A 9640-nucleotide genomic window follows, 5' to 3' on the forward strand; every position below is an offset into this window, starting at 1 on the left:
GAGCGGAATAGTTGACACGTCAACTAGCGTTGGGAATAGTACTCCCCGAAACCGGGGAACCCAGAAGCGCCAAGGAGCTGATCACCATGCCAGCCGTGACCGTCGAGAACATCCTCACGCTGCCCCGCGTGTCGCACCCCGCGCCGGATGCCGTGACGCGCCCCGTGCGCTCGGTCACGACCGCGCCGAGCGGCTTCGAGGGCGAAGGGTTCCCCGTGCGGCGAGCCTTCGCCGGGGTCGACCTGGCGGCGCTCGACCCGTTCATCCACATGGACCAGATGGGTGAGGTCGAGTACGCCCCGGGCGAGCCCAAGGGCACGGCCTGGCACCCGCACCGCGGCTTCGAGACCGTCACCTACATCATCGACGGCACCTTCGAGCACCGCGACAGCCACGGTGGCGGTGGCACGATCACCAACGGTGACACCCAGTGGATGACGGCGGGCTCAGGTCTGCTGCACATCGAGGTGCCGCCCGAGTCGCTCGTGCTGTCCGGCGGGCTGTTCCACGGCCTCCAGCTGTGGGTCAACCTGCCCGGGTCGATGAAGATGTCGAACCCGCGCTACCAGGACATCCGCGGCGGCGAGGTGGCCCTGCTCTCCACGCACGACGGCGGCGGCCTCGTGCGCGTCATCGCCGGCGAGGTCGACGGCCACCAGGGCCCCGGCATCACCCACACCCCGATCTCGATCGTGCACGCCACCATCGAGGCCGGTGGCCAGCTGCGCCTGCCGTGGAACCCCCAGTTCAACGCGCTCGTGTACGTGCTCAACGGCCTCGGCACGGTCGGCCCCGACCGTCGCCCGATCCGCCAGGGACAGCTCGTCGTGCTCGGTGCCGGAGACGTCATCGAGGTCGGTGCGAACGAGCAGCAGGAGAGCCGCAGCCCCAGCCTGGACCTCTACATCATGGGTGGGCGCCCGATCCGCGAGCCCGTCGCGGCCTACGGCCCGTTCGTCATGAACACCCGCGCCGAGCTGGTCCAGGCGTTCGAGGACTTCCAGGCGGGCAAGCTCGGCACCATCCCGTCGGAGCCGCACCCCGGGCACAGCTTCAGCTGAGCACCCTTCAGCCGGGGCGGCGGCCGAGCATGATGACCGTCGCCACCCCCGAGGCGCGCTCGCCGATGCGCTGTGTCGCGAGCGGGCGCTCCTCGGGTGGCAGGGCGACGAGATCCATCGCATCGAGCCACACCTGGCTGCGCCACGACTGCGCGAGCGTGCCGAAGGCCCACTCGTCGAGCGGGCCCATCAGGGCGTCGAGCATCTCGGCCAGAGGTGACCACTGGGCGACGACGTCGCGCTGCACCTCGTCAGTGGTCTCGTCGATGATCGTGTTGACCAGTTCGTGGTCCTCGTGACGATGGCGGCGCTGCTCCTCCTCGAGGGTGCCCCAGTCGTCGAGCACGTCGACCAGGGCGAGGGCGAGGTCGTGGTTGATGTGGGCGTTGATGCCGAGCATCAGCGCCTGGAGCGGGTGGCAGCCAGGGTCGGAGCACGCGTCGAGGGCGCCGCGCCAGATCTCGGGGCACGTCCGTTCGGGCACCGGGGTGACGGTCGCCTCGACGCCGTCCGGGGTCGTCGTGACGGTCGTGACCGTGGTCAGGGTGAAGTCGCCCGACCGGCCGTATGCCTCCACGGCGTAGAAGTAGTAGTCGGCGAACCGGTCGAGCAGACGCGTCACCCACACACCGTCGTGGAAGGCCCCGTTCCGCACGCGCTCGCGCACCCGTCTCGTCATCACGAGGTAGCACTCGGAGAACACGGCCCGACGGTCCCCGGACGCCGTCCACACCTGGGTCATCGACTCCAGCCGTCGTTCGGCGCTCACCACGTCGCCCATGGGTCCAACCGTAGGGGCACGCGGTGCGCTCAGGTGGCTTTTCGGCCCCTGCCCTTCGGGCCGGCGGCTGCCAGCTCGCCGCGAGCCGCGAGGGCCAGCTCGCGGACGCGGGCGAAGTCCTCGTCGGTGTACACGCCCTTGACCCCCGAGATCGCCGCAAGGCGCATCCCGTGCCGGAGCCCGAGCTGGTAGATCTCCTTGACCTTCTCCCACTCGATGGCCCGACCGACGGTGAAGGTCTCGTAGCGGCCCTCGAGCGCGAGGGCGACCGTCTCGGCCAGGCAGGCGTAGACGACGCCGGTGGGCAGGCCGATGTCGCGCATCCGCACCTCGCCGGGCAGCTCGATCTCGCCCGACTCCACGACGAGGACGTCGGGGCGTCGGGCGACGTCCTCGGCGGACAGGTCCAGCGGCCTCGCGACGTCGGTGATGACGCAGCCGGGCTTGACGTCCATGATGTCGAGCACGCGCTTGCCCGCACCCGAGGTCGCCGTGACGATGACGTCCATGTGCCGCAGGTGGTCGCCGGGGGTGGCGGCAGCGTGCACGACCGCGCGTGGGTGCTCGCGCTCGATGTCCTTCTTGAGGGCGAGCAGCTTGGCGGTCTCGGGGGAGACCAGCCACAGCTCGTCGCTGGCCAGCGCGAGCAGCCGGGCGCAGACCGAGCCGATGGCACCGGTCGCCCCCACGACCATGGCCCGCCCCCGGATGACGCCGTCGTCGTCGCGCTCCAGCAGGCCCAGCCGGTCCACGGCGTCGTGGGCAGCCCACAGGGCGCCGGACGCGCTGTAGCTGTTCCCGGTGGTGATCGGGAGGGACGCCTTGCGCGCCACCGTCACCCCGGCATCCCCGACGACCTTGGTGAAGGCCCCAAGACCCATGACCTGCGCGCCCAGCCGGCGCGCGAGCTCCGCGGCCTCGAGGAGCTTGTCGTAGGTGAACTCGGGGTCGTGGGCGAGGATCTCCTTCGGCGTCCCGCCCACCGTGATCAGCCACCCCTCGGCCTCGGCGCCGGTCGGGGACCTCACCCCCGTGACGTGCCCGTAGACGAAGGGGGGCAGGTACGCCATCCCCTTCTCGACGGCATCCATGACGACCGGCGGGGAGACCTTCGCGACCGTGCCGAGGGGTTCGACGTTGCGGAAGAACTTCTGCGACAGCGGGTGGATGACGAACGCGAACCTGCTCTTGCGGCGCGGGCCGTTGGGCTGCAGGACCCGCGGCTCAAGGCCGGCCGCGACGATCATCTCGAGGAGGTCGTCGTCGCTGAGGCGTTCGGGGGCGCCGCCCGGGGCCCGAACGGCCGCACGCATCATCGCCTCGAGGGTGGCGACGTCGACGGTGCTCTCGAACGGCTGCGGGGTGCTGTCGAGCACGAGGTCGACGTCCCGGGACGCGAGGTCGGCCAGCTGCGCGTCGGTGACCGCCGAGGTGATGACGGTCTTGCCGTGCAGGTCCGGGAAGCCGAAGGTCACCAGCTCGTGGTACGTCGCGACGACGACGTCGCAGTCCCGGGGGCGCTGGCGCAGCCATGAGCGGTTGACCAGCTCGCCCGGCGTCAGCGAGTCGTCGCCCACGGCGGACCGCACCCGGTCCACGGGGTGCCACGCGAGGCGCGCGACCCGGCCGAGCACCGGGACGCCCCCGAGCCGGCGCCCCGGCCCGGCGCCCACCGGCGGCGCCTCGAGGTGGAGGTTGTCGGTGTACTCGCGCAGCACACGGACCGTGCGCGCGTGGTCGCTGCCGAGCACGACGGTGCGGGCGTTGCTGAAGTAGCCGGGCATCTCGTACTGGACCCGCCGCACGGCCCACTCCTGGAGCACCTCGCGCAGCCGGTGCCCGTCGGTGGCCGTGCCGCCGACCGCCGACGCGACGAGCCGGGCCGTCGCCTCGGCGGGGTCGTGGTCGAGCAGCCCGGTGGCGGCCGCCTCGGCGCCCCCGTTCACCGCCACCTGGTCGGCGAGCTCGGACCAGCGCCGCACGAGCGCCTGTGCCGTGTGCACGTCGCCGTCGGTGCCCAGCCGCAGCAGGCGGTAGCGCCGGTCGAGGAACCGCACCCTGAGGTCGTGGTCGCGCGAGGAGGAGCCGAGGCTGACCTCGACGACGAGCAGCTCCGGGCCTGCTCGGCCGTCTGCTCCGTGGGCGGCTCGGCGGGGTGTCGTGGCGGGCATGTGCGTCCTTTCCGGGAACGGCTCAGGTCATCGCGTGCGCGTCGAACTCCGGGTGGGCACCCATGAAGTCGAGCAGCGTGTCGGCGTAGCTCTCGAACGCGGGGCAGGTCAGCCCGGACGCCGCGAGGTCGGTGGTCGTGGTGGTGGTGTCGTACGTCGTCGGCGAGGCGAAGTAGTCCAGCGCCTCGGCGGGCAGCCCCAGCAGGGCCTGCGCTCCCGGCACGTGGTCGACGAGGGCGTGGACGGGCGCGAGCGGCAGCGGCACCCACACGACCCGCTTCCCGAGGTGCCGGGCGAAGGCGGTCACGACCTCCCGGACCGTCGGGGGGTCGGGGTCGACGAGGGCGTAGGTGCGACCCCGCGACTCCTCCAGCACCGACAGCTCGTCCATGGCCCCGACGACGAAGTCTCGCGGGACGAGGCACACCCGGACCCGGTCCGCGTCCCCGAGGGCGGGGACGACGGCCACCGAGAGCTGGCGCAGCAGGAAGGTCGCGAGGAAGTAGGGCCCGTCGTACTTCTGGGTCTCACCCGTCGCCGAGTCACCCACGACGATGCCGGGGCGGTAGACGGTGGCGGGCAGGCCGCTGGCCATCGCTGCCCGCACCAGCACCTCGGCGTCGTACTTGGTCCGTTCGTAGTGGTTGCGGAAGGCCTGCCCCTCCTCGAGGTCGTCCTCGGCGAAGCAGCCCTCGTAGCGACCGCTGACGTAGCAGGTGCTGACGTACTGGAGGCGCCGCAGGTCGCGAAGACCCCGGCAGAACTCCAGGACGTGCCGGGTGCCCTCGACGTTGACGCGGCGCGCGACCTCGGGCGCGACGGCCAGGTCGTAGACGGCCGCGAGGTGCCAGACCTCGTCGACGTCGTCCAAGCCCGCGCGGTCCGCGGCCGACAGGCCCAGACCGGATGCCGTGACGTCACCGACCACGAGCCGCACCCGTCCCGCGGTGCCCGGGTCGGTGACCTCGAGCTCCTTGACCCGGGAGCGGGCGAGCGCGCCGTGCTGGCGCTGCACCAGGCACACCGCGTCGGTGCCGGGCCGGCGGGCCAGCAGGCGGGGGAGGAGCGCCGAGCCGAGAAAGCCCGGGAACCCGGTCATGAGCAACTGGCCCACGTCATTCGCCTCTTCCGAAGGCGCTGCCGGCTGCCCCGAGTGGGTCCCGGTCACGTCACCGGCTTCGCCACCTCCCACCCTACGGATCCCGGGCCGCCGGAGGAGCAGAGGGCGTCCGAGAACACACTCGGCAGCCCGAGGCGACGCCTCAGGTCAGCACGTCCGGGCCGATCGCGCCCGCCAGGGCGCGGACCGCGGCGTCGGCCTGCGTCTCGGGCAGCCCTGCGTAGCAGAGCACCAGGCCCCGCACGGGGTTCGCCACCGCGTAGGCCGACAGCGGGCTGACCGCGACGCCGACCTGCTCGAGCCGGGTGACGACGTCGAGGTCGTCGACGTCGTCGGGCAGGCGCAGCACGACGTGCAGGCCGGCCTCGACCCCGTCCAGCACCACGAACGGAAGATGGTCGGATGCCGCCGCCACCAGTGCCGCTCGCCGCGCGGCATAGGTGCGGGTCACCCGGGCGTGGTGGGTGGCGAGCGACCCGGAGGCGATGAACTCGGCCAGCGCCAGCCCGGTGGCCTCGTTGACGACCAGCCCCCGGCTCTCCAGCTCGACGCGCAACCGTTCGCGCAGCCGACGCGGTGCTGCGATCCATGCGACCCGCAGTGACGGCGCGATGAGTTTTGACGCCGTGCCGATGTAGACGACGTGGTCCGCGGCGCCCGGCATCGACCGCAGCGCGGGAAGGGGTGAGACGTCGTAGCGGAACTCCCCGTCGTAGTCGTCCTCGAGCACGAGGGAGTCGGTGCGCCGTGCCCAGTCCAGCAGCAGCGCTCGTCGGGTGACTGGCATCCGAGCACCGAGGGGGTACTGGTGCGACGGGGTCACGTAGACGGCCCGGGCGCTGCGCGGCAGGTGGGCCGGGTCGAGGCCGTCGCCGTCGACCGACACCGCCGCGACGCGGGCGCCCTCGGCCTCGAACGCGGTCCAGGCCTCGACGTAGCCCGGGTCCTCGAGGGCGACGGTGGACCCGACGAGGCCCAGTGCCACGGGCAGCGCCCGCAGCGACGCCCCGACGCCGGGCACGACGAGCAGGTCGTCGGGGGCCACCGCGACGCCACGGCTGCGCCGCAGGTGGTCGGCGAGCACCCGGCGCAGTCCTTCGTGGCTCGGCCCCGCGCCGGCGTCGTTGCCGGGCACGGCGGTGCCCGCGGCTCGCCAGGCGCGACGCCACGCGGCGGCATCGAGCAACGTGGTGTCCGGGCGTCCAGGGCGCAGGTCCCAACGGGGTGGGGCGGTCGCGACCGATCGGATGCCGACCGCCTCGCCGCCCGCGGTGGGCACGTGGCTGAGCGCCCCGGCTGCGGCGGCCCGGTCGGCGCCCGGGGCGACCACCGCACCCGAGCCGGCTCGACTGAGCACGAATCCGGCGGCCGCCAGCTCGTCGTAGGCCGCGACGACGGGGCCGCGCGAGAGGCCGAGGTCGGCTGCGAGGACTCGGGTCGAGGGCAGGGGGTCACCGGGGCGGAGCCGCCCGGAGCGCAGTTCGCCGACCACCGCGTCAGCGATCCGGTGGCGCAGCGGAGCGGCGCCCGCGGGCACGGTGAGCGCGAGCTCGACCGGTCGGGGGGTGCGCGGCATCCCTGAACCATAGTGGTCCTGTGATTTCACTGCCTACTGGATCTCGGCGTGGGCCACTTTGCCTTGATGAGATGGTGCGCCGGTGCCCCTGTCGGGGTGCCGAGAGAGGATGAGGCAGTGAGTTGGCTCCAGATGCGACCCGGGTGCGAGTGCTGCGACATCGACCTGCCTGCGGGTGAGGTCGGTGCCGTCGTGTGCTCGTTCGAGTGCACGTTCTGCTCGGGGTGTGCTGAGCACCTCGAGCGCGCCTGCCCGAACTGCGGCGGTGCCCTGATGCCGCGCCCGACGAGGGTCGGCGACGCCCTGCTGCGCCACCCGGCATCCACGACGCGCGTGGTGTCCGCCGGCGAGTGCCCCGGCCGGGGGTATGCCGGGCGCGGGAGCGTGGCTGCCGGTGCCTCGCGGCAGCGGTTGCGCCGTCTCACCGACCGGGCACGCTCGGAACGCGCCGACCTCGACGCCCTCCTCGACGAGGTGCTCACCGGCACGCTCTCCACCGTCGTCGACGGTCGACCCTGGGTCGTGCCCATGCTCTTCGCCCGCGACGGTGACCGGGTGCTCCTTCACGGGTCGACGGGCGCAGGCGCCCTGCGGCACGTCGCGGCCGGGGCCCCGGCGGTCTTCAGCGTCATGGTCGTCGACGGTCTCGTCGTCGCGCACACCACCTTCGACTCCTCGGCCAACTACCGCTCTGCGGTCATCCACGGCGTGCTGACCCCGCTCACGGGTGAGGACCGCGAGACCTCCCTGGACCGCATCTCCGAACGGCTCATCCCCGGCCGGACCGCCGAGGTTCGGCCGATGCTGCCCAAGGAGGTCGCGGCCACCCTGGCGATGGAGCTGCCCATCACCGTCGGCCAGTGGGTGCTCAAGGCCCGCTCGGGCGGTGCGTCCGTCCCTGACGAGGAGACCGACGCGTGGTCGGGCGTGGTCCCGTTGCGCGTCGTCGCCGGTGACCCCGAACCCGCCCCGTGGTCGGTGGAGGCCGCGACCCCGGTCCCGGCATCCGTCTCGGCCTTCGTCGAGCGGGTGGGCCGATGACCGCGCCGGTGCGGGCCACCGGCATCGGCTCGTGGCCCGGCGCGTCGGTGCGTGAGGCCGTGCGCACCGTGCGCGACCTGCTGCTCACCGGTGACGGCGACGGGCTGCCGCACCTGCCCGAGACCCCGGCCCGCGGTCCCGGTGCCGACATCATCGGGCGGGCCGCCGGCCTGCTCGTCGACCTGCCGGTCGACCTGCAACCCAGTGGCTGGCGACTGGTCGACCGCCCGGGTCGCGACTCCGGGCGCACCGCAGCCCTGCACCGCGAGGACCTCGACGAACTGGCCGAGGCCTACGACGGCTACGTCGGCCCGCTCAAGGTCCAGGTCGCCGGGCCGTGGACCCTCGTGGCGTCGCTGCGGCTCAACCGTGGCGAGCGGGTGATCTCGGATGCCGGGGCGGTGGGTGACGTGACCGCGTCGCTGAGCGACGGCATCCAGAACTACGTCGCCGACGTGCGTCGCCTCGTGCCCGGTGCCGACGTCGTCCTCCAGGTCGACGAGCCGTCCTTGCCTGCCGTGCTCGAGGGATCGCTGCCCACGTCATCGGGGTACGGGCGGGTGCGGGCGGTCGAGCCGCACGACGTCATGCGCCGCCTCGAGCAGGTGCTTGCCGCCCACGACGGTGAGACGGTCGTGCACTGCTGCCACCCCTCGGCACCGCTGCCGCTGCTGCGCGCCACCGGTGCAGGGGCGCTGGCCATCGACGTCACGTCCGCCACCCCGGCGCGCTGGGAGTCGATCGCCGCGACGCTCGAGGCCGGCACCGGGCTGTATGCCGGGTGCCTGCCGACCGACGGCTCGGGCACCGACCAGGGTGCACGGGCGCTGGTCCTCGAGGGCTTCGAGCGGGCCGGGCTGGCGGCCAGTTCGCTCACGGGGCTCGTGGTCTCACCGGCGTGCGGACTGGCCGGGCTCACACAACAGGGGGCCCGGGCCGTTGTGCGCACGGCGCTCGACACGGCGCGCCGACTCAGCGAGGAGGTTCCGGCGTGACGACGCAGCCGCGTGTTCCCTGGCAGGTCAAGTACCTGGCGCTCGTCCTCATCTGGGGGTCGAGCTTCCTGCTCATGAAGGTCGGTCTCGAGGCCCTGACGGCCGTGCAGATCTCCGCGCTGCGGATCCTGTCCGGGGCGGTGGTGCTGCTCGGCCTGCTCTTCGCGCGCGGGGGCCGGCTGCCGACGGGGGCTCGCGTGTGGGGCCACCTGCTCGTGTGCGGGTTCTTCCTCGGGGCCCTGCCGTTCACGCTCTTCGCCCTCTCCGAGACGCGGATCAGCTCGGCGCTGGCGGGGATCGGCAACGCGGCGACCCCCATCGCGACGGTGCTCGCCACCATGGCGATCCTGCCGGGGGAGCGTGCCACCGGGCGCCGGCTGGTCGCCGTCGGGGTCGGCTTCCTCGGAGTCATCACGATCATGCAGCCGTGGACGGCCACCGACCGGCCCGACCTCGTCGGGTTCTCGATGGCCCTCATCGGTGGCGCGAGCTACGGCATCGGGTGGACGTACAACCGGAAGTTCCTCAGTGGGGTCGACCTCGGCGGGCTCTCGCAGCCGGCGGCCACGTTGACGAGCGCGCTCGTGCTCATGGTGCCGTTCGTCGTCACGTGGGCGCTGCTGCAGCCCGAGGGCCTGGCGGCGATCTGGGCCTACGACGCCGCGGGGGTCGGCGACCTGCCCTGGCTACCGCTGCTGTGCGTGCTCGTGCTCGGCGTCGTCGGCACCGGGTTCGCCTACATGCTCCAGTTCGACGTCGTCCGCGGAGCGGGGCCGGTCATCGGCTCCACCATCACCTACCTCATCCCCGTGGTGTCGGTGCTGCTCGGTGTGCTCGTGCTCGGGGAGCGCCTCGGGCCCTGGCAGATCGTCGGCTTCGTGATCGTGCTCGGCGC

Annotated in this window: 8 protein-coding genes; 4 read left to right on the forward strand and 4 right to left on the reverse strand. The window is 72.9% G+C overall.

Annotated features, from left to right (window positions below):
- Positions 1-86 precede the first annotated feature (86 nt).
- Complete coding sequence (locus PLL68_RS07195) at positions 87-1061, forward strand: pirin family protein (RefSeq protein ID WP_324533019.1); 975 nt, start codon at positions 87-89, stop codon at positions 1059-1061.
- 7 nt (positions 1062-1068) lie between these two features.
- Here the strand turns inward: PLL68_RS07195 and PLL68_RS07200 are convergent, their stop codons facing one another.
- The 4 genes from PLL68_RS07200 to pdxR form a co-directional block, all read right to left on the reverse strand.
- Positions 1069-1842: a DUF5995 family protein gene (locus PLL68_RS07200; protein ID WP_324533021.1), complete on the reverse strand. Its 774-nt coding sequence runs from the start codon at positions 1840-1842 to the stop codon at positions 1069-1071.
- Positions 1843-1871: 29 nt separating this feature from the next.
- Positions 1872-4013: a DUF8754 domain-containing protein gene (locus tag PLL68_RS07205; RefSeq protein WP_324533023.1), complete on the reverse strand. Its 2142-nt coding sequence runs from the start codon at positions 4011-4013 to the stop codon at positions 1872-1874.
- A gap of 22 nt (positions 4014-4035) precedes the next feature.
- Positions 4036-5127, reverse strand: a complete 1092-nt coding sequence (locus PLL68_RS07210) for an SDR family oxidoreductase (protein ID WP_324533025.1) — start codon at positions 5125-5127, stop codon at positions 4036-4038.
- Between the two features lie 148 nt (positions 5128-5275).
- Positions 5276-6709 carry a MocR-like pyridoxine biosynthesis transcription factor PdxR gene (gene pdxR / locus PLL68_RS07215; protein ID WP_324533026.1) on the reverse strand — a complete coding sequence of 478 codons (1434 nt, stop codon included), beginning with the start codon at positions 6707-6709 and terminating at the stop codon, positions 5276-5278.
- A 117-nt stretch (positions 6710-6826) separates the two neighbouring features.
- On the opposite strand from pdxR, the gene PLL68_RS07220 reads away from it, so the two are divergent.
- From PLL68_RS07220 to PLL68_RS07230, 3 genes are all read left to right on the forward strand, one after another.
- On the forward strand, positions 6827-7750 hold the full coding sequence (locus PLL68_RS07220; protein ID WP_324533028.1) for a DUF1272 domain-containing protein: 924 nt from the start codon (positions 6827-6829) through the stop codon (positions 7748-7750).
- On the forward strand, positions 7747-8745 hold the full coding sequence (locus tag PLL68_RS07225; protein WP_324533030.1) for a uroporphyrinogen decarboxylase/cobalamine-independent methonine synthase family protein: 999 nt from the start codon (positions 7747-7749) through the stop codon (positions 8743-8745). Before PLL68_RS07220 ends, PLL68_RS07225 begins: the two co-directional genes overlap by 4 nt.
- Positions 8742-9640, forward strand: an 899-nt coding sequence (locus tag PLL68_RS07230; protein ID WP_324533032.1) for a DMT family transporter, incomplete at its 3' end; no start/stop codon positions are given. The genes PLL68_RS07225 and PLL68_RS07230, both read left to right, overlap by 4 nt.

Source organism: Ornithinibacter sp. (assembly GCF_035443565.1).
Taxonomy (GTDB): Bacteria; Actinomycetota; Actinomycetes; order Actinomycetales; family Dermatophilaceae; genus Fodinibacter.

Bases quoted from the DNA above. Each gene is read 5' to 3' on its own strand.
- pdxR (WP_324533026.1), bottom strand. From the start codon at position 6,709: ATGCCGCGCACCCCCCGACCGGTCGAGCTCGCGCTCACCGTGCCCGCG.
- PLL68_RS07205 (WP_324533023.1), bottom strand. From the start codon at position 4,013: ATGCCCGCCACGACACCCCGCCGAGCCGCCCACGGAGCAGACGGCCGA.
- PLL68_RS07195 (WP_324533019.1), top strand. From the start codon at position 87: ATGCCAGCCGTGACCGTCGAGAACATCCTCACGCTGCCCCGCGTGTCG.
- PLL68_RS07200 (WP_324533021.1), bottom strand. From the start codon at position 1,842: ATGGGCGACGTGGTGAGCGCCGAACGACGGCTGGAGTCGATGACCCAG.
- PLL68_RS07225 (WP_324533030.1), top strand. From the start codon at position 7,747: ATGACCGCGCCGGTGCGGGCCACCGGCATCGGCTCGTGGCCCGGCGCG.